We start from the raw sequence: 17,924 nt of genomic DNA on the forward strand, positions 1-17,924 counted from the left end.
GCAGAGCGGCTATAAAAACGTGGATGGCCGGGACAAGCCCGGCCATGACGCGTGTGGAAGGACTGGCGTCGGGAGGCTTACGCCGCGCGCACGCCCGCCAGAAAGGTGCCGACCTCGCCTGAGAGCTGCTCGGCCTGCTTGGAGAGGTTGGAGGCGGCCGCGAGCACCATGCCGGCGGCGTTGCCGGTCTCGTTCGCGGCGGTGCTGACGCCGCCGATATTGGTGGTGACTTCCTTGGTCGCTTCAGCGGTCTGCGAGACGCTGCGGGCGATCTCGGCGGTGGCGGCGCCTTGCTCCTCGATGGCCACGCCGATCGAGGTGGCGATGCGGCTGACTTCCTCGATGGTGGCGGTGATGCCGCCGATAGCGTCCACGGCCTCCTTGGTCGCGCCCTGGATCTGGGCGATCTTGTCGCCGATCTCGCGGGTGGCTTCCGCGGTCTGGCTGGCGAGCGACTTCACCTCGGAGGCGACGACGGCAAAGCCGCGGCCGGCTTCACCGGCGCGCGCGGCCTCGATGGTGGCGTTGAGCGCGAGCAGATTGGTCTGCGCCGCGATGCTGGAGATCAGCTCGGCGACATGCTCGATCTGCTGGGCGCCGTCCGAGAGCGCGCGGACGATGGTGTCGGTGCGGCGTGCGCTATCCACGGCGCGGCCGGTCACTTCGGCGGATTGCGCGACCTGGCGGCTGATCTCGGTGATGGAGGAGGAGAGCTCTTCGGCGGCAGCCGCGACCGTCTGGACGCGCTGGCTGGCTTCGGTGGCGGCCGAGCCGACCACGGCGGCGCGGCGGTTGGTGCCCTCGGCCGTGGACGACATCGACTTGGCGGTGGTCTCGAGCTCGCCGGAGCCGGAGGCCATCAGGCCGACGAGCTGGCCGACCGAGGCATCGAAGCGGTCGGCGAGCGAGATCAGCGCGTCACGCTTCTCCTGCTCGTTGCGTGTCTTGGCGGCGACCTGTTCGGACTCCAGCGTGCGCGCCGTCAAAGCAGTCTGCCTGAGCATTTCGAGGGTCTCGGCCATGCGGCCGATCTCGTCACCGCGGCCGGTCTCCTCGACCGGCTTGTCGATGGCACCGTCGGCAATCTCCTGCATGCGGGTCTTCTGGCGATCGAGCGCGCCGAGCACGTCGCGCGCGATCAGCCACGACAACGTCGCCATCAGCAGCATCAGGCCGAGACCGACCGCGGCAAGCTCGAGCGTCAGCGCGCGCACATCGGCGTCGATGTCGTCGACATAGAGGCCATAGCTGATCGTCGCGTTCCAGGGAGCGAACTTGCGCGCGAACACGGTCTTGCGCACCGCTTCGGTCTGGCCGGGGCGGGGATAGAGATAGGAGGCTACGCCGCCGCCATTCTGTTCGCCGGCCTTGAGGATCGCGTCGGCAATGAGGACGCCGTTGGCGTCGATCGCGCCGGTGATCTTGCCTTCGAGCTGCTGGTTGGCGCCGTTGACGAGGAGGGACGTGTCGGCGTTGTAGACGACCGGATAGCCCTGGTTGCCGTTGAAGGTCATGCGCCGTCCGCGCATGTGGAACTGGGCCTTGGCCTCGGCCTGCGTCAGCTTGCCGGCGGTGACGTCGTCCTGGACCGACTGGGCGAGATTGTAGAGCATGTCGACCGCGGTCTTCATCTGCTGGACCCGGTCCTCCATCATGCGGCTCTTGCTGAGGAAGGCCGATACCGCGATGATGGCTGTGACTGTGAGAGCCGCAAGGCAGACCATGCTGGTAAGCTTGGTGCGGATCTTCAGATGGCTCAGCAGCTTCATCGCAGCCTCTACGAAATGGTTGTTATTGCTCGCATCGGTAGCATGAAGTTCTTACCAATCATGAACATAGGCATGCGGCCGCCGGCCGCGCACGTGACCGTTCGCAGCCTGATGCGCAACCGTGCAGGCAAAGCGACATGCGTCGGCGCACGTCAGCGCGTATGCTGGAGAAGATCGTTGCTGGACTTTGGTGGTCATCGAGCCTGGCGGGAGCGGCAATGAACCGATTCGTTCACCGCCTCATCATGTCCGCGCTGCTCGTCGCGGCCCTCGTCCTGATCTGGAACGTGCTGGGCTCGCGGTAGATGACACCGGCAAAGCTGCCGGTGCCATCCGTGACTTGAGCGCTAGTTGCGCGCGTCAGCGGCGCGCAAATGCGCCGCCGGTCGAGGCGCGTTCGTTGCCCAGCGCCGCATCGACGCTGATCGGGCCGCCGCCGGCCGCCGAGAGATAGAGGCAGGCGAAGCAGAACAGGATGGCAAGCGTGCCGTTGTTGAGCAGCGGCAGGAACACCGGCGTCTCGCCCTTGAGCATATGCCCCATGAAGTAGGCGAAGGCCATTTCACCGGAGAGGATGAAAGCGGCGAGGCGGGTGAACAGGCCGAGGATCAACAGCGCGCCAAGCACCAGTTCAAGCGTCCCGGCCGCGCCGTAAAGCGACATCAGTTCGACTTTCGCGAACATCGGCAAAGGCGGAAACTTGAAAAGCTTGGCTACGCCGAATTGAAACAGCAGCAGGCCGGTGATGAAGCGGAACAGGCTCAGGAGAACCGGTTCAAAGCGAGTGAGATAGGAAAAGTTCATTGGTTTGTGCCCTCCATCCAATGGGCGACTTGGACCGTATTCAGTTCGGCCTCGCAAGCCACCCGGGGTCAATTCGGCGCTGACATTTTTGTCATGTGGACAAAATATCGCAGTTCGTCCCTTAACTCCGGTTGCGCCCGACGGTTTCGCACGTGGTGCAGCGTGTGTCGCCCGTAATTTCCCGGTGACGCGGAGGGGTGCAGGTTACGTCGGGGAGACCTACTCCCGCAAGGCGGGGACAATCAGAAATGGAATCATTCCGAGGATCACGCTCGCAAGTGCGAAGACGAGCAGGAGATTGTAGCCGTGCGTGAAGTCGTGGATGAGGCCGCCGCTCCATGAGCCGAACGCCGAACCCAATCCGCTGCCGATCGAGATGGTGCCGAAGATCGTGCCGACGCGCTTGCCGCGAAAAATCTTCATGGCGGTCGCTGTGATCAGCGGGCCGCGCGAACCCATCATGCTGCCGAAGCAGACGACGAAGCCGGTGAGCAGGATGATGTTCGGATAATACTGCAAGAGCCAGAGCAGGACGATGCCGATGATCGAGATCGCGTAGCTGAGCAGCACCGAGGGCCGGCGCCCGATCAGCCCGTCGAGCGCGGATACGCCGAGCATGCCGAACACCAGCACCACGCCCGAAAAACCCCAGGCGGTCGCGGCCTGGAGCGGCGGAAAGCCGGCATCGATGAGATAGGCCACGATCTGCGCCGCGATCGAATACATGCCGACCGCGGTGAAGAAGAAGGTCGAGAACAGCGCCCAGAAGGCGTGGTGGCGCATCGCGCTCGCAAGCGTCCAGCCGTTGTCGATGAAATCAGGATCGGTCTTCTTGGTGACATGCGGCGAGCCGATCGCGAACATGCGCCAGGGCAGAAGCAGCAGCGGCACGAGCAGGCCGAGCGCGGCGAAGCCGTAGACCTGATAGGCTTCACGCCAGCCGAGATGATCGATCAAGAGCTGCGAGGTCGGGAGCAGCGCCAGCACGCCGCCACCCATCGCCGAATAGACCACCGCCATCGCGGTCGGCAGCCGTGGCCCGAACCAGCGGCCGAGCAGGATCGAGTTCGGCACAATGCCGATGAAGGCGACGCCAATGCCGACGCAGAGCCCGATCGAGAGCTGAAATTGCCAGAGCGCCTGCGCGTGCGCGGCTATCAGGAAGGCCGAGCCGAGCAGGAAAAGCCCGAGTGCGTAGACGATGCGCGGTCCGGAATGGTCGAACAGGCGCCCGACCAGCGGCGCGGTCAGTCCGCTGATCAGCCAGGTCAGTGAGTAGATCGAGACGACCTGCGCACGGTCCCAGCCGAAGTTTTCGGAGATCGGCTTGAGGAAGATAGTGAAGCTCTCGCTGAGGCCGCGGCCGAGGACAGCGAGCGTGAAGCACAGTCCGAGCACGATGAGTGCGGTGCGCACCGCATCTCGCTGCGTGCGTCCGGCGTGTTCCCTCGAAGCTTCCCTGGGCGTGTTCTGATCCATTGCCGGTCAGGGAGCGCGCTTCGGCGCGCCCTGACAAGCATCAAAACCTCATACGCCTATGCGGGCCGGATGAGGACGTGCTTCTTCTTGCCGAAGGACAGCTTGATCACGCCCTCGGGCGTCAGATTGGCCGCCGACAGCGCCATCTTCTCGTCGCTGACGGACTCGTCGTTAACGCGCAGGCCGCCGCCCTTGATCTGGCGCCGTGCCTCGCCATTGGAGGCAACCAAGCCTGCCTTGACGAACGCATTGAGCACGCCGAGGCCGGCGTCCAGCTCGCCGCGCGGAATTTCCACCGTCGGCAGGCTTTCGGCCAGTGCGCCTTCCTCGAAGGTGCGCCGCGCGGTTTCAGCCGCCTGGTTTGCTGCGTCGCGTCCGTGCAAGAGCGCGGTCGCCTCGGTCGCAAGCACCTTCTTGGCCTCGTTGATCTCGGAGCCGCCGAGCGCCTCGAGCTTCCTGATCTCGTTCATCGGCAGCGTCGTGAACAGTTTCAGGAATTTGCCGACGTCGGCGTCCTCGGTGTTGCGCCAGTATTGCCAGAAATCATAGGGCGAGAACTGGTCGGCGTTCAGCCACACCGCGCCTTGCGCCGTCTTGCCCATCTTGGCGCCGGAAGCGGTCGTCAGCAGCGGTGTCGTCAGCGCGAACAGCTGGTGGGTGCCCATGCGGCGGCCGAGATCGACGCCCATGATGATGTTGCCCCACTGGTCCGAGCCGCCCATCTGCAATTTGCAACCGGTGCGCTTGGCGAGCTCGACGAAGTCGTAGGCCTGGCAGACCATGTAGTTGAACTCGATGAAGCTCATCTCCTGCTCGCGCTCGAGGCGCAGCCGCACGGAGTCCATGGTCAGCATGCGGTTGACCGAGAAATGCCGGCCGACGTCGCGCAGCATCTCGATCCAGTTGAGCTTGGTCAGCCACTCCGCATTGTCGAGCATGACGGCGTCGCTCTTGCCGTCGCCGTAGCGCAGCACCTTTGCGAACACGCCGCGGATCGATTCCTTGTTGGCCTCGATCTCGGCGACGGTGCGCATCGCGCGGGTCTCGTCCTTGCCGGAGGGGTCGCCGACCATGGTGGTGCCGCCGCCCATCAGCGTGATCGGTTTGTTGCCGGACTGCTGCAGCCAGTGCAGCATCATCATGGTCAGGTAGTTGCCGATGTGCAGCGAGCGGGCGGTGCAATCGTAGCCGACATAGGTGGTCGCTTCGCCCTTGGCGGCGAGCGCATCCAGCCCCTCGAAATCGGAGCACTGGTGGATGAAACCACGTTCCTGCAGGGTGTTGAGGAAATCCGATTTAAATGCAGTCATCTGTCGGCGAGCCTGACAATTCTTGGTTTACTGTTTCGGGTGCAATTTAAGGGTCTCCCGTGGGAACTCGATTGCCACCCGCCACTTTGCCTGTGGCATTATAAGATGTGTCCCTCTGGCACAAGATCGGCATGCCGGAGGGGGTCTCTTGAGGACGCTGATCCATGATGTTGACGGCACTCGGTTTGATGAGCGGCACCTCGCTGGACGGGGTGGATGTCGCGCTGATCGAAACCGACGGAAAGCAAGTGAAGGCGTTCGGGCCGTCCGGCTACCGGGCCTACAGCCCGGCTGAGCGCAATCTGCTGCGCCAGGCGCTGAGCGAGGCCGTGCACCTGCCGCGACGCGACGCCCGCCCGGGCGTTCTGGCCGAGGCCGAGCGCGCGGTGACGCTGGCCCATGCCGAGGCTGTGGCCGCCTTCATCGCCCAGAACCGGATGAAGCCGGAGGACATCGACATCGTCGGCTTCCACGGCCAGACGGTGCTGCATCGCCCCGAGAAGCGGCTGACGGTCCAGATCGGCGATGCGCCGGCGCTCGCCAGGGCGATCCATATCCCCGTGATGCACGACTTCCGCGCCGCCGACGTCGAGGCCGGCGGGCAGGGCGCGCCGTTCGTGCCGGTCTACCACCGGGCGCTCGTCCATTCGCTGGAGCGCGAAGGGCCGATCGTCGTCGTCAATATCGGCGGCGTCTCCAACATCACCTATATCGACGGCAACGACACGCTGATCGCCTGCGACACCGGGCCGGGCAACGCGCTGCTCGACGACTTCATGTACCGCACCATGAACCAGGCCTTCGATGCGGAAGGAAAGTTCGCGGCGCTCGGCAAGGTGGACGAAGCCTGGATCGCGCGGGCACTGGACCTGCCGTTCTTCGCAGCTCCGCCGCCGAAATCGCTCGACCGCAACGACTTTGCCGCGCTGAAGCTCGGCGACGTCGCGCCGGCCGACGGCGCCGCGACCCTGACCGCCTTCACAGCGGCCGCGATCGCCAGGATCATCTCGCTCCTGCCGCGCCGGCCGCGGAGCTGGATCGTCTGCGGCGGCGGCGCCCGCAACCTCACCATGCTGCGGATGCTGCGCGAGCGGGTAGGGTCGGCCACGGTCGAGGCCGCCGAGACGCTCGGCTGGGCCTCCGACGCCATCGAGGCGCAGGCCTTCGGCTTCCTGGCCGCCCGCGGCCTCAAGGGGCTGCCGCTGTCCTACCCGGCCACGACGGGGGTGCCGATGCCGATGACGGGCGGCGTGATGGCGCGGCCCTGAGGTCCGGGCCTCAATATCCAAGGACGGTTGATGCAAATGCATCGATCTTGACGGGTGGATGCAATTGCATCTATATTGGATGCAGTTGCATCAAACCGCCGGAATCATTGCCATGACCGCTTCACTGAGACTCATCAGCCACAAGCTTTGCCCGTATGTGCAGCGCGCCGTGATCGCGCTCAACGAGAAGGGCGTGCCGTTCGAACGGATCGACATCGATCTCGCCAACAAGCCCGACTGGTTTCTGAAGCTCTCGCCGCTCGGCAAGGTGCCGGTCCTGGTGGTGACGACGGAGAAGGGCGAGGTCGCGCTGTTCGAGAGCAACGTGATCTGCGAATACATCGAAGAGACGCAGGCGGGCCTCAAGCTGCATCCGGCGGATCCGTTGAAGCGCGCCGAGCATCGCGCCTGGATGGAGTTCGGCTCTGCGATCCTCGGTGACCTCTGGGGTCTGGAGACCACGACCGATCCGGCGACGTTCGAAAGCAAGCGTCAGGCGCTCGTCGCAAAGTTCGCGCGGGTCGAGGCTGCGCTCGGCGCTAGCCCATTCTTCGCTGGCGAGGCGTTCAGCCTGGTCGATGCCGTGTTTGCCCCGATCTTCCGTTATTTCGACCTGTTCGACGAACTGACCGAGCACGGTATCTTCCGCGAAGTGCCGAAGGTCCGCGCGTGGCGAGCCGAGCTTGCGAAACGTCCGAGCGTGCGCACCGCAGTCGGCGCGGACTATCCGCAATTGCTGCGTGCCTTCCTGGTGCGCCACGACGCGCATCTGCTGAAGCTTGCGGCCTGAGCGCACGCCAATGTCGCAATCCATGGCCTGGCTGATGCTGGTGATCGCCGGTGCGCTCGATGTCGGCTGGGCGATCTCGATGAAATATGCCGAAGGCTACACGCGGGCAGGCTGGAGCATCGCCTCGCTGGTGCTGCTCGCCGCCTTTGTCTTCCTGCTCGGACGCGCTTTGCAGGTGCTGGAGGTCGGAGTCGCCTATTCGGTGTGGACCGGCATCGGCGCGGCCGGCACCTTCCTGCTGGGCGTCGTGCTGTTCGGCGAGACCTTGAGCGCGATGAAGCTTGCCGGCATCGCGCTCGTGTTGATGGGGATCGCCGCGCTCAAGCTGGCCTAGGCGGCGCGCGTAGCCCGGATGGAGCGAAGCGCAATCCGGGGTGTTGCCGCAAGCGAGAGCGGTCCCGGATTTCGCTTCGCTCCATCCGGGCTACAAGTGGTCAGCGCACGTTGGCGAGGCGCATGTCGAGATAAGCCGTGATGGTTTCCATCAGCGGCTCGAGTTTGGCGTCGAAGAAGTGGTTGGCGCCGGGGATGACCTGCTGGTCGATCACGATGCCCTTCTGCGTCTTCAGCTTCTCGACCAGCGTGTTGACGTCCTTGGGCGGCACCACCGCATCCTTCTCGCCATGCACGATCAGGCCCGACGAGGGGCAGGGCGCGAGGAACGAGAAGTCGTAGAGGTTGGCCGGCGGCGCGATCGAGATGAAACCCTCGACCTCGGGACGGCGCATCAACAGCTGCATGCCGATCCAGGCGCCGAAGGAGAAGCCGGCGACCCAGCAGGCGCGTGCTTCGGGATTGATGGTCTGCGCCCAGTCGAGGGCTGCGGCCGCATCCGACAATTCGCCGGTGCCGTGGTCGAACGAGCCCTGGCTGCGGCCGACGCCGCGGAAGTTGAAGCGCAGCACCGAGAAGCCGCGATGTGCGAATGCGTAGTAGCACTGGTACACGATCTGATGGTTCATCGTGCCGTGAAACTGCGGATGCGGATGCAGGATCATCGCGATCGGCGCGTTCTTCTGCTTGGCCGGGTGATAGCGGCCTTCGAGACGGCCAGCAGGGCCGGTGAAAATGACTTCGGGCATGATGATCTCTTGATTGATCCCTTGAAGACGGCCTTCAGCAATCAACCGATTCATCGGCAGCTCGGCCGATCAAACCGCGAATGGAAGGGTGGAGCGGCGCCCTCGGATGACGCGCGAGCGGCGCGCGGTGAACTGACGCGGGCGTTCTAACATGAGGCGAGGGTCAAAAAGCAAGCATCTTGAACATCCCGCAATGGGCTCAAGATGTTAGCGCGTCATGGCGGCGTCATTGAGCGGTGGGGATTCGGAATCGAGTTGCCAAGCGCTCCACGGGGGCCCATGTCGGGCTCCGGGACGGGCACACCAGCCCAATCCATGGAGTAACATAATACCTCATGCCTAGCCGCGTCTATCTCGACTGGAATGCGACCACGCCGCTCCGCGCCGAAGCGCGGACCGCGATGCTTGCAGCCTGGGAGCTGATCGGCAATCCGTCCTCGGTCCATGCCGAGGGGCGCGAGGCGCGCCGGCTGGTCGAGGAAGCCCGCGCCACGCTCGCGGCGGCCGTCGGTGCATTGCCGCGGAACGTCGTCTTCACCTCAGCCGGAACCGAGGCCAACGCGTTGGCGCTGTCGCCCGGTTTGCGGGGGTCGTCCGGCAGCCCTGTCGAGCGCCTGTTGGTCTCGGCCGTCGAGCACGCCTCGGTGCTGTCAGGCGGCCGGTTCCCTGCGGACAAGGTCAGCCAAATTCCGGTCACACGGGCCGGCGTCATCGACCTCGACCAGCTGAAGACGTTGCTCGGCGACGGCCCGCCGGCGCTGGTCTCCATCATGGCTGCGAACAACGAGACCGGCGCAATTCAGCCGATCGCAGAGGCTGCCGGGATCGTCCACGAGGCGGGAGGGCTCCTGCACGTCGATGCGATCCAGGCGCTGGGGAAAATCCCGTTCGATATCAAGGTTGTGGACGCAGACCTTACGACCTTTTCCGCGCACAAGATCGGCGGCCCCAAGGGCGTCGGCGCGCTGGTCCTGGCGGAGGGGATCGCTGGATTGGAACCCCTGCTGCGGGGCGGCGGACAGGAGCTGAGCCGCCGCGCGGGAACCGAGAATGTCGCTGGCATCGCCGGCTTCGGCGCAGCGGTGAGAGCGGCCCTTCAGACTCTGCCGGAGGATACGGAGCGGGTGGCAACCCTCAGAGATTCCTTGGAAAATGGTATCCGCGGGGTCGCCGGCGCGATGGTCTTCGCGGATGACGTTAAGCGGTTGCCAAATACCATCCTTTTCACGGCCCTCGGCCTGAAGGCCGAGACCGCCGTGATCGGCTTCGATCTCGAAGGTGTGGCTGTGTCCTCGGGCTCGGCCTGTTCATCAGGCAAAGTGCAGCCGTCTCACGTGCTATCGGCGATGGGGTATGATGCCACCGTTGCCCAGGGAGCGGTGCGTCTCAGTCTGGGCTGGTCCACGGAACCAGATGACATCAACAGGGCGTTAGAGGCTTGGCGAAAGCTTGGTAATACCCTACTTAGAGCCTAAGCGACGAAACACGGCTTGAACGGTTCTAAGCGCGTGCTTTCTGCCGAAAAACATCGTAATACTCGTCCAAGTTTGTGATCCACCGCGGTCCTTGAAACCGCGAGCGGAGGATAGAATGCCAGCCGTGCAAGAGACGGTCGAGCGCGTGAAGCGCATCGACGTCGATCAGTATCGTTATGGGTTTGAAACCCTGATCGAGTCCGACAAGGCCCCCAAGGGGCTGTCGGAAGAGACCGTCAAGTTCATCTCCGAGAAGAAGAACGAACCCGCCTGGATGCTCCAGTGGCGGCTCGAGGCCTATCGGCGCTGGCTGACCATGACCGAGCCGACCTGGGCGCGCGTCGACTATCCCAAGATCGACTTCCAGGACCTCTATTATTACGCGGCGCCGAAGCCGAAGAAGACGGTCACCTCGCTCGACGAGATCGATCCGGAGATTCTCAAGACCTACGAGAAGCTCGGCATTCCCCTGCGGGAGGTCGCCATGCTCGAAGGCGTCGAGCCGAAGCCCGGCGAGGAAGACCCGGCCCGGCGCAAGATCGCGGTCGATGCGGTGTTCGATTCGGTCTCGGTTGCGACCACGTTCAAGGCCGAGCTGAAGAAGGCCGGCGTGATCTTCATGCCGATCTCGGAGGCGATCCGCGAGCATCCCGAGCTGGTGCAGAAATATCTGGGATCGGTGGTTCCGACCTCGGACAATTTCTACGCGACGCTGAACTCGGCGGTGTTCTCCGACGGCTCGTTCGTCTACGTGCCGCCAGGCGTGCGCTGCCCGATGGAGCTGTCGACCTATTTCCGCATCAACGAGCGCAACACCGGCCAGTTCGAGCGCACGCTGATCATCGCCGACAAGGGCTCCTACGTCTCCTATCTCGAAGGCTGCACCGCGCCGCAGCGCGACGAGAACCAGCTGCATGCCGCCGTGGTCGAGCTCGTTGCGCACGATGACGCCGAGATCAAATATTCGACGGTCCAGAACTGGTACCCCGGCAATTCGGAAGGCAAGGGCGGCATCTACAATTTCGTCACCAAGCGTGGCGACTGCCGTGGCGACCGGTCCAAGATTTCCTGGACCCAGGTCGAGACCGGCTCCGCCATCACCTGGAAGTACCCGAGCTGCATCCTGCGTGGCGACAATTCCAGCGGTGAGTTCTACTCGATCGCGATCTCGAACGGTTTCCAGCAGGTCGATTCGGGCACCAAGATGATCCACCTCGGCAAGAACACGTCGAGCCGGATCATCTCGAAGGGCATCGCCGCCGGCAAGTCGCAGAACACCTATCGCGGGCTCGTCACCGCGCACCGGAAAGCGACCGGCGCGCGCAACTTCACCGCCTGCGATTCCCTGCTGATCGGCGACAAATGCGGCGCGCACACCGTGCCGTATATCGAGGCCAAGAACTCCTCGGCGACGTTCGAGCACGAGGCGACGACCTCGAAAATCTCCGAGGACGTGCTGTTCTACTGCATCCAGCGCGGCCTCAGCCAGGAAGAAGCCGTCGGCCTCGTCGTCAACGGTTTCGTCAAGGACGTGCTTCAGCAACTGCCGATGGAATTCGCGGTGGAAGCGCAGAAGCTGATCTCGATCTCGCTTGAAGGGTCGGTCGGCTAATCGCCGACCCTCGCGGTGCGCTACGGCGCTCCATGCATCATTTGAATGGACTGGACACCAAGATGGCTTTGCTTGAAGTGAAGGATTTGAAGGTTCGTGTCGAGGAGCGTGAGATCCTCCACGGGCTGACGCTGACCGTGAACGAGGGCGAGGTTCACGCGATCATGGGGCCGAACGGCTCCGGCAAATCGACGCTCTCTCACGTCATCGCCGGCAAGCCCGGCTATGAGGTCACCGACGGCCAGATCCTGTTCAAGGGCGAGGACCTGCTGGAGATGGACCCCAACGAGCGCGCCGCGAAGGGCGTGTTCCTGGCGTTCCAGTATCCGGTTGAGATTCCCGGCGTCGCCACCATGACCTTCCTGCGCACCGCACTGAACGCGCAGCGCAAAGCGCGCGGCGAGAGCGAATATTCGACCCCGGACTTCCTGAGGAAGGTCCGCGAGGTCTCGAAGTCGCTGAACATCCCGCAGGATATGCTCAAGCGCGGTGTCAATGTCGGCTTCTCCGGCGGCGAGAAGAAGCGCAACGAGGTGCTGCAGATGGCGCTGTTCGAGCCGAGCCTGTGCATCCTCGACGAGATGGATTCGGGCCTCGACATCGACGCGCTGCGCATTGCGGCGGACGGCGTCAACGCGCTGCGTTCGCCGAAGCGCGCGATGGTCGTCATTACCCACTATCAGCGGCTGCTGAACTACATCGTGCCCGACGTCGTGCACGTGATGTCGAAGGGCCGTGTCGTGAAGAGCGGCGGCAAGGACTTGGCGCTGGAGCTGGAAGCGTCCGGCTACGCCCAGTTCGAGGATGCCGCGTAAGGAATTTTAGGATGAACGTTGCTGTGGCAAAGACCGGAAACGGCCGCGCGGTGAGCGATCTCTTCGCCAGCGCCGAAGGCCGCCTGCCGGGTCCGCCTTCTGTGATCGCGGTACGCCGCGAGGCGTTCGAGACCTATGAGCGTCTCGGCCTGCCGCATCGCCGAATCGAGGAATGGAAATACACCGACCTGCGCGCACTGGTCGGCGAGGTGCTGCCGCTGGCAGCCAGCCCCGATGCGGCCGCCTTGAAGCGCGCTGCGGACGCAGTTAAGGCGCATGCGATCGAAGGTGCCCGCAAGCTGGTGCTGGTCGACGGCGTGTTCGCCGCCGATCTCTCAGACGTCAAGGCGCTAGCCGCTGAGGCGGGTCTCAAGACGCTGCGGGAAACGCTGGAGAAGGACGCAGGTCTCCTGAAGACCGCGGCCACCGATGCCGTGATCGCGCTGAATGCGGCGCTGGCAACCGACGGCGTCGTGTTGTCGATCGCCGACGGCGCGCAGCTGTCCGCGCCGATCCAGATCATCCACATCGCGACCGCTTCGTCCGCGTCGGCTTTCAGCCGTTCGCAGATCGCGGTCGGGAACGGCGCTCGCGCCACCATCATCGAGAGCTTTGTGGCGGCCGGTGCCAAGGCCTACCAGGTCAACGACGCCGTCATCCTCTCGGTCGGCGACAATGCCGACGTCGCGCATATCCGCCTGTTGGACGATGCGCCCGACGCGGTGAACGTGACCTCGCAGTTCGTCACGGTCGGCGCGAACACGAAACTCAATTTCTTCAACATGACGACTGGCGCTGTCGTCAGCCGCCTGCAGGGCTTCATCACGCTGGCAGGCGAGGGCAGCGATCTCTCCGTCAACGGCGTGAACCTGCTGCAGAAGACCGAGCACGGCGACACCACGCTGGTGGTCGACCATGCCGTGCCGAACTGCGTCAGCCGCGAGGTCTTCCGCGCCGTGATCGACGATCGCGCCCATTCAGTGTTCCAGGGCCGCATCATCGTCCGTCCCGATGCACAGAAGACCGACGGCAAGATGATGACCCGCGCGCTGCTGCTTTCGGACGAAGCCGAGGCCGACAACAAGCCGGAGCTCGAGATATTCGCCGATGACGTCTCCTGCGGCCACGGCGCCACTGCCGGCGCGCTCGACGACAGCCTGCTGTTCTATCTGAAGGCGCGCGGTCTGCCGGAGAAGGAGGCCCAGGCGCTGCTGATCCAGGCTTTCGTGGGTGAGGCGATCGAGCAGATCGCCGATGACGGCTTGCGCGAGCACGTGATCGGTATCGCCGAGCGCTGGCTGGAGCGGCGCCAATGAGCACGCATCCCGCAGTCAAGAACGGTGCCTACGACGTCGCACGCGTGCGCCAGGATTTTCCGGCGCTCGCCATGCAGGTCTACGGCAAACCGCTGGTCTATCTCGACAACGCCGCCTCGGCGCAGAAGCCGAGCGCCGTGCTCGACCGCATGACGCAGGCCTATACGTCCGAATACGCCAACGTGCATCGCGGCCTGCATTACCTCGCCAATGCCGCCACCGAAGCCTATGAGGGCGGTCGCAGCAAGGTTGCGCAGTTCATCAACGCGCCGCGGACCGAAGAGGTCATCTTCACCCGCAACGCGACGGAGGCGATCAATTTGGTCGCGTCGTCCTGGGGCGAGCCGAACATCGGAGAAGGCGACGAGATCGTCATCTCGATCATGGAGCACCACTCCAACATCGTGCCGTGGCATTTCCTCAGGGAACGCCATGGCGCCGTGATCAAGTGGGCGCCGGTCGATGACGAGGGTAACTTCCTCATCGACGAGTTCGAGAAGCTGCTGACCGCGAAGACCAAGCTGGTCGCGATCACGCAGATGTCGAACGCGCTCGGCACCATTGTCCCGATCAAGGACGTTGTAAAAATCGCCCACGCCCGCGGCATTCCCGTGCTGGTCGACGGCAGCCAGGGTGCGGTGCACCTGCCTGTCGACGTCCAGGATCTCGGCTGCGATTTCTATGTCTTTACCGGCCACAAGGTCTACGGGCCGACTGGCATCGGCATCCTCTGGGCCAAGTACGACCACCTCGTCGCGATGCGTCCCTATAACGGCGGTGGCGAAATGATCCGCGAGGTCTCGCGCGACATCGTCACCTATGGCGATCCCCCGCACAAGTTCGAGGCCGGCACGCCCGCGATCGTCGAGGCCGTGGGCCTTGGCGCGGCCATCGACTACGTCAATTCGATCGGCAAGGAGCGCATCGCCGCCCACGAGCACGATCTCACCACCTATGCCCAGGACCGGCTGCGCGAGATCAATTCGCTGCGGCTGATCGGCACCGCCCGGGGCAAGGGCCCGGTGATCTCCTTCGAGCTTAGGGGCGCCCACGCCCACGACGTCGCCACCGTGATCGACCGCCAGGGCATCGCCGTGCGCGCCGGCACCCATTGCGTGATGCCGCTTTTAGAGCGGTTCAATGTAACCGCCACCTGCCGGGCGTCGTTCGGCATGTATAATACGCGGGAAGAAGTCGATCATCTGGCACAGGCGCTGTTGAAGGCGCGGGATTTGTTCGCATGAGTGACACGGCCGAAGTCAAAGCCAATCCGATGGAGACCCAGTCGGCGCTGCCGCCTGAGGAGACCGAGCGTCTCACCACCGAGATCATCGCGGGCCTCAAGACCGTGTTCGATCCGGAGATCCCGGCCGACATCTACGAACTCGGCTTGATCTACAAGGTCGAGATCAAGGACGACCGCTCGGTCGACGTCCAGATGACGCTGACGACGCCGAACTGCCCGGCTGCCGGCGAGCTCCCGACCATGGTCGAGAATGCGGTCGCCAGCGTCCCCGGCGTCGGCGTGGTCGACGTCAAGGTCGTCTGGGAGCCGCCGTGGTCGCCGGAACGCATGAGCGACGAGGCCCGCCTCGTGCTCAACATGTGGTGACGGTCTCAGCTCGCATTGAATTCGCTCCGCAACGGACCACATAGATAACATGACCCAGGCAACACCAGCTTCGACACCAAAGCCCCGGCGACCGCGCCCGCAGGTGATGCGGCTGACGGATGCCGCGGCCCAGCGCATCAGCGAGCTGACGAGCCGCGCCGATTCCGAGATCGTGGGCCTGCGCGTCGGCGTGAAGAACGGCGGCTGTGCCGGCCAATCCTACACGGTCGAATACGCCCATGATGTCCGCCCGACTGACGAGGTCGTCGAGGACAAGGGCGTCAAGATCCTGGTCGATCCCAAGGCCGTGCTGTTCCTGCTCGGCACCGAGATGGACTACAAGGCCGACAAGATGCAGGCCCAGTTCGTCTTCAACAACCCCAACCAGGTCTCCGCCTGCGGCTGCGGCGAGTCGGTCGAGCTGCGGCCCGCGAAGATCGACGGGTAAGCCGAGTTCGCGCCAAACACTCCTTTGTCGTCCCGGCGCACGCCGGGACCCATACCGCGTGATCCGGCGGTTAAGTGCGGTATCGGTACCACGCTTTCTTGGCTGCCAGTCTTCGCTAAACTCTTCCCTGTGGTTATGGGTCCCCGCGTTCGCGGGGACGACCGTGGGGAGACAACTTGGCCATGGACCGCGAATTCCTGATCGACCTGTTCGCCGATTTCGGCCCCGTCACCATCCGAAAAATGTTCTCCGGCTACGGCATCTCCGCCGACGGCATCAACTTCGCGCTCGCCTTGCGCGCGGGCCTGTTCTTCCGTGCCGACGAGGTCACCATCCCGAACTTTGAAGCGGAAGGCTCGAAGCCGTTCCAGTATTCGACCCGCGCCAAAACCGTGCTGGTGAATTCCTATTGGGAACTGCCGGCGCGCCTGTTCGATGATTCCGAGGAGCTTGCGCAATGGGCGAGGGCAGCGCTTGCCGCCGCCCAGCGCGCCAAGGTGAAGAAGCGGCCGAAGGGGAAGAAGGCGGTGGCGAAGAAGAAGATCGCGAAGAAGCCGCCGGCGAAGGAACAAGCAGCCAAGAAGGCGGTTCGTAGGGTGGGCAAAGCGAAGCGTGCCCACCGGTGAGGTCGTGGCGCGGAGAGATGGTGGGCACGGCGCTATGCGTCTTTGCCCACCCTACGGGAGGTTCAGTCCACGGCCTTGGTCAGTCCGACCCTCATGTCCTTGGCGATGAAGACACCGACGCCGTCGGCAAGCACGCGACCGTCGGCGATTCCGAGGACCAGCTTGCCGCGCCGGACCATGCGCATGGCGACCTCGTAGCGGACGCATTTCGTTTCCGGTGTGACCAATCCCGCAGCTTCGACCTCGCCGACGCCGATGGCGCGGCCCTTGCCCGGTGAACCCGACCAGCCGAGCCAGTAGCCGATCATCTGCCACATCGCATCCAGTCCGAGGCTTCCCGGCATCATCGCGTCACCGCGATAGTGGCAATCGAAGAACCAGTGGCCGGGGACAATATCGAGCTCGCCGACGATGTGGCCCTTGCCGAACTCGCCGCCGTCCAGGCTGATCTCGGTGATGCGATCCATCATGAGCATCGGCGGGGCCGGCAATTGCGCGTTGCCCGGGCCGAAATAGCCGCCGTCGCTCGATCTCAGCAGCTCGTCCCTGGTGTAGGACGGTTGCGGTGTGTGAAAGTCATGGGGATTGGGCAAGACGACAAGTCCTCTCGACGTTCGCAGTCGGGCGGCGGGGAAGATGTCGTTCGGCGGATTGGAATGTCAAGCGCCGGCCGTCTCTTCGGCGCGCTGCTGCGGCGTCAGGCGACCCGGCTGTGCGACTCGATAGCGAATTCCGGATCGGCCTCGCAGATCACGCGGTTGCGCCCGTTGCGCTTGGCGGCATAGAGGCAGGCATCGGCACGCTCGATCAGCGCGTCGGGGTCGTCGCCCTGCTTGAGCATGGAGACGCCGACGGAGATGGTGACGCGGCCGAGGATCTCGCCAGTCGATTTCTTCTTCAATTCCTTCGCCATCACGGCGCGGCGGATGTGATCTGCAACGGTGAGGGCCTGGCGCAGCGCCGTGTTGGGCAGCAGGACCGCGAATTCCTCGCCGCCATAGCGCGCGGTGATGTCCTGCCCCTTGATGGTCTGCTTCATGGACAGGCCGACCAGCCGCAACACCTGGTCGCCGGTGAGATGGCCGTAGGAATCGTTGAACGATTTGAAATGATCGATGTCGAACAGCAGCAGCGACAGCGGCTCGCCCGAGGCGAGCGCGCTCTGCACGGCCATGCCGATCATGCGATCGAAATATTTGCGATTGCCCAATCCCGTCAGCGGATCGGTCAGGCTCTCGGCGCGGATTGCCTCCAGGCTCTGCTGGAGATTGCTGATCTCGTTCTTGGACAGGGTCAGCCGGTCTTCCAGCGCCTTGTTGGTCTCCCGCATCTCGCCGGTCGAACGCAGCAGCGTCTCAACGATCGACTTGATCTGGTCGCGGTTCTTGGCCGACGACAGTTGCTCGGTCCCCGTGGGTCGGTCAAAATCCCCCGGGTATGGTCACTTGAAACTCCCCCACCTGATGATCGCCGTCAGCGCCGCTGAACAGCAGTAGCCGGTCAGGCAGGACGTTTATG

At 64.2% G+C, this 17,924-nt stretch carries 18 protein-coding genes and 1 pseudogene; 12 read left to right on the top strand and 7 right to left on the bottom strand.

The window, feature by feature from the left end:
- Nucleotides 1-77: 77 nt before the first annotated feature.
- Nucleotides 78-1,769 (bottom strand): methyl-accepting chemotaxis protein, encoded by a 1,692-nt coding sequence (locus QJT78_RS33865; protein ID WP_028148762.1) that lies wholly within the window; start codon nt 1,767-1,769, stop codon nt 78-80.
- Nucleotides 1,770-1,930: 161 nt separating this feature from the next.
- On the opposite strand from QJT78_RS33865, the gene QJT78_RS33870 reads away from it, so the two are divergent.
- Complete coding sequence (locus QJT78_RS33870; protein WP_155257771.1) at nt 1,931-2,074, top strand: hypothetical protein; 144 nt, start codon at nt 1,931-1,933, stop codon at nt 2,072-2,074.
- 55 nt (nt 2,075-2,129) lie between these two features.
- Here QJT78_RS33870 and QJT78_RS33875 read toward each other — a convergent pair whose 3' ends face one another.
- The 3 genes from QJT78_RS33875 to tyrS form a co-directional block, all read right to left on the bottom strand.
- On the bottom strand, nt 2,130-2,573 hold the full coding sequence (locus QJT78_RS33875) for a DoxX family protein (RefSeq protein ID WP_028148763.1): 444 nt from the start codon (nt 2,571-2,573) through the stop codon (nt 2,130-2,132).
- A gap of 219 nt (nt 2,574-2,792) precedes the next feature.
- Nucleotides 2,793-4,052 carry an MFS transporter gene (locus QJT78_RS33880; protein ID WP_038944250.1) on the bottom strand — a complete coding sequence of 420 codons (1,260 nt, stop codon included), beginning with the start codon at nt 4,050-4,052 and terminating at the stop codon, nt 2,793-2,795.
- A 56-nt stretch (nt 4,053-4,108) separates the two neighbouring features.
- The gene (gene tyrS / locus QJT78_RS33885) at nt 4,109-5,362 is read right to left on the bottom strand and encodes a tyrosine--tRNA ligase (RefSeq protein ID WP_028148765.1); all 1,254 of its coding nucleotides are present in this window, start codon (nt 5,360-5,362) and stop codon (nt 4,109-4,111) included.
- A gap of 164 nt (nt 5,363-5,526) precedes the next feature.
- Here tyrS and QJT78_RS33890 point away from each other — a divergent pair, with 164 nt between their 5' ends.
- The 3 genes from QJT78_RS33890 (at nt 5,527) to QJT78_RS33900 (ending at nt 7,754) form a co-directional block, all read left to right on the top strand.
- Nucleotides 5,527-6,630, top strand: a complete 1,104-nt coding sequence (locus QJT78_RS33890) for an anhydro-N-acetylmuramic acid kinase (RefSeq protein WP_028148766.1) — start codon at nt 5,527-5,529, stop codon at nt 6,628-6,630.
- 112 nt (nt 6,631-6,742) lie between these two features.
- Nucleotides 6,743-7,420, top strand: coding sequence for a glutathione S-transferase family protein (locus QJT78_RS33895; protein ID WP_028148767.1), 678 nt, complete (start codon nt 6,743-6,745; stop codon nt 7,418-7,420).
- Between the two features lie 10 nt (nt 7,421-7,430).
- A complete protein-coding gene (locus QJT78_RS33900; protein WP_028148768.1) occupies nt 7,431-7,754 on the top strand; it encodes a multidrug efflux SMR transporter in 324 nt (107 codons plus the stop codon).
- Nucleotides 7,755-7,854: 100 nt separating this feature from the next.
- On the opposite strand, the gene QJT78_RS33905 is transcribed toward QJT78_RS33900, so the two are convergent.
- Nucleotides 7,855-8,502: an alpha/beta hydrolase gene (locus tag QJT78_RS33905; protein ID WP_014495555.1), complete on the bottom strand. Its 648-nt coding sequence runs from the start codon at nt 8,500-8,502 to the stop codon at nt 7,855-7,857.
- 335 nt (nt 8,503-8,837) lie between these two features.
- Between QJT78_RS33905 and QJT78_RS33910 the strand changes: the two genes are divergently transcribed.
- From QJT78_RS33910 to QJT78_RS33945, 8 genes are all read left to right on the top strand, one after another.
- Nucleotides 8,838-9,977: a cysteine desulfurase family protein gene (locus tag QJT78_RS33910; protein ID WP_281460425.1), complete on the top strand. Its 1,140-nt coding sequence runs from the start codon at nt 8,838-8,840 to the stop codon at nt 9,975-9,977.
- Between the two features lie 115 nt (nt 9,978-10,092).
- Nucleotides 10,093-11,589: a Fe-S cluster assembly protein SufB gene (sufB, locus tag QJT78_RS33915; protein ID WP_028148770.1), complete on the top strand. Its 1,497-nt coding sequence runs from the start codon at nt 10,093-10,095 to the stop codon at nt 11,587-11,589.
- Between the two features lie 62 nt (nt 11,590-11,651).
- Nucleotides 11,652-12,404, top strand: coding sequence for a Fe-S cluster assembly ATPase SufC (gene sufC, locus QJT78_RS33920; protein WP_028161255.1), 753 nt, complete (start codon nt 11,652-11,654; stop codon nt 12,402-12,404).
- Nucleotides 12,405-12,415: 11 nt separating this feature from the next.
- Complete coding sequence (gene sufD, locus QJT78_RS33925) at nt 12,416-13,720, top strand: Fe-S cluster assembly protein SufD (protein ID WP_028148772.1); 1,305 nt, start codon at nt 12,416-12,418, stop codon at nt 13,718-13,720.
- Nucleotides 13,717-14,964 carry a cysteine desulfurase gene (locus tag QJT78_RS33930; RefSeq protein WP_028148773.1) on the top strand — a complete coding sequence of 416 codons (1,248 nt, stop codon included), beginning with the start codon at nt 13,717-13,719 and terminating at the stop codon, nt 14,962-14,964. The genes sufD and QJT78_RS33930 overlap by 4 nt, the downstream gene beginning before the upstream one ends.
- Nucleotides 14,961-15,332, top strand: coding sequence for an SUF system Fe-S cluster assembly protein (locus QJT78_RS33935; protein ID WP_014495549.1), 372 nt, complete (start codon nt 14,961-14,963; stop codon nt 15,330-15,332). Before QJT78_RS33930 ends, QJT78_RS33935 begins: the two co-directional genes overlap by 4 nt.
- Before the next feature lie 49 nt (nt 15,333-15,381).
- Complete coding sequence (locus QJT78_RS33940; RefSeq protein ID WP_080586712.1) at nt 15,382-15,780, top strand: iron-sulfur cluster assembly accessory protein; 399 nt, start codon at nt 15,382-15,384, stop codon at nt 15,778-15,780.
- A 182-nt stretch (nt 15,781-15,962) separates the two neighbouring features.
- Nucleotides 15,963-16,406, top strand: coding sequence for a TfoX/Sxy family protein (locus tag QJT78_RS33945; RefSeq protein ID WP_028148775.1), 444 nt, complete (start codon nt 15,963-15,965; stop codon nt 16,404-16,406).
- 62 nt (nt 16,407-16,468) lie between these two features.
- Here the strand turns inward: QJT78_RS33945 and fabA are convergent, their stop codons facing one another.
- Both fabA and QJT78_RS33955 read right to left on the bottom strand, forming a co-directional pair.
- The gene (fabA, locus tag QJT78_RS33950) at nt 16,469-16,999 is read right to left on the bottom strand and encodes a bifunctional 3-hydroxydecanoyl-ACP dehydratase/trans-2-decenoyl-ACP isomerase (RefSeq protein WP_028148776.1); all 531 of its coding nucleotides are present in this window, start codon (nt 16,997-16,999) and stop codon (nt 16,469-16,471) included.
- A 104-nt stretch (nt 17,000-17,103) separates the two neighbouring features.
- Nucleotides 17,104-17,814 (bottom strand): annotated as a pseudogene (locus QJT78_RS33955) (GGDEF domain-containing protein); the annotation flags it as partial.
- Nucleotides 17,815-17,924: the final 110 nt, after the last annotated feature.

Source organism: Bradyrhizobium sp. Mp27 (assembly GCF_029953005.1).
Taxonomy (GTDB): domain Bacteria; phylum Pseudomonadota; class Alphaproteobacteria; order Rhizobiales; family Xanthobacteraceae; genus Bradyrhizobium; species Bradyrhizobium barranii.